Here is a 1,582-nt window from a genome sequence, read left to right on the forward strand (position 1 = left end):
GCGCCCGCGGGGCGTGTTATCGGGCGGGCGCCCCCCGGGGGGGCCGCGGCGCCGCGCCACCGCTGCGGGGCGGAGGTGTGACTGAACAACACGATGGAGTCCCCCTCGTTTCGTGGCGGCGCGCGCGTCCCCTCGGCGGCCGGGTGATGACGATCACCGCCTGGGAGCGTACCGGGCACCCCGGACACCGATGCTTCGGGTACCCGCCGACACGCCGGGGCGGTCGCGCGCCGTCCGGCCGTGGGCGGTTCCGGTCCGGCCGGCGCGCCGTTCCGGGGCCGGCCGCGGCACGCGGAGGCGGGGCGGGGCCCGGACGGCCCGGCGGCCGCGGGACCATCGGCCCGCCGGGATCACCCGTCCGGCCCTGGCGGGCCGTGCCCGGGTGGCGTGGGATGGAGGGGAACGGGGTCCGGGGGGTCCGGAACGGCCCCGTCGGCACGAAGGGCAGGAGCAGGAACATGAAGGCCGCCGTCGTCCACGACTTCACCCAGCCGCTCGTGATCGAGGAGCGCCCGGTTCCCGAGCCCGGCCCGCACCAGGTGCGGGTGCGGATCGAGGCCTCGGGCCTGTGCCACACCGACATCCACGCCGCCCACGGCGACTGGCCGGTCAAGCCGAGCCCGCCGTTCGTCCCCGGTCACGAGGGCGTCGGCGTCGTCGAGGCGGCCGGCGCCGAGGTCCGGCACGTCCGGGTCGGCGAGCGGGTGGCCATCCCGTGGCTCGCGGACGCCTGCGGGCGCTGCGACCACTGCGTCTCCGGCTGGGAGACCCTCTGCACCCTCCAGCACAACAGCGGCTACTCCGTCGACGGCGCCTACGCCGAGTTCGCGCTCGCGCACGGTGACTACGTGGTGCCCGTCCCCGACGGGATCGACCCGCTCGACGCCGCGCCGCTGTCCTGCGCCGGTGTCACCACCTACAAGGCGCTCAAGGTCTCCGGGGCCGGTGCCGGCACCCGGGTGCTGATCTCCGGCATCGGCGGCCTCGGGCACCTCGCCCTCCAGTACGCGCGGATCAGCGGCGCGGAGACCATCGCCGTCGACGTCACCGACGACAAGCTCGCCCTGGCCCGCGAGCTCGGGGCCGACCACGTCCTCGACGCCCGCGTCCAGGACGTCGCCGCCGAGGTGCAGGGGCTCGGCGGCGCCCACGCCGCGATCGCCCTCGCCGTCAGCAACGCCTCCTTCCGGACCGCCTACGCCTCGCTGCGCCGCGGCGGGAGCCTGGTGCTGGTCGCGCTGCCCGCCGAGGGTGCGCTCGACCTGCCGGTCTTCGACACCGTCCTGAACGGGACCAGGGTGATCGGCTCCATCGTCGGCACCCGTCAGGACCTCGCCGAGGTCTTCCGGCTGCACGCCCTGGGCCGCACCCGGGTCATCCGCGAGACCCGCCGCCTCGACGACGTCAACGACTGCTTCGACGAGGTGCTGAACGGCAAGGTCTCCGCCCGGCTGGTGTTCGACCTTCGCTGACCGCACGGCAGCACGGCAGTAATGGCAGCACGGTGCCGCGCCGCACGGCGGCACGACGACGCACCACGGCACGACGGCGCTCGGCCCCGACCGGATCCCCCGGCCGGGGC

1 protein-coding gene is annotated in these 1,582 nt (G+C 76.0%); it reads left to right on the forward strand.

Annotated elements, in window-relative coordinates; all coding sequences use genetic code 11:
• The first annotated feature begins 458 nt into the window (after nt 1-458).
• Nucleotides 459-1,472, forward strand: a complete 1,014-nt coding sequence (locus tag ACFCX4_RS35280; protein ID WP_376151402.1) for a zinc-dependent alcohol dehydrogenase — start codon at nt 459-461, stop codon at nt 1,470-1,472.
• The last annotated feature ends 110 nt before the right edge of the window (nt 1,473-1,582 follow it).

The organism is Kitasatospora sp. NPDC056327 (assembly GCF_042261735.1).
In the GTDB taxonomy this organism is placed as follows: Bacteria; Actinomycetota; Actinomycetes; order Streptomycetales; family Streptomycetaceae; genus Kitasatospora.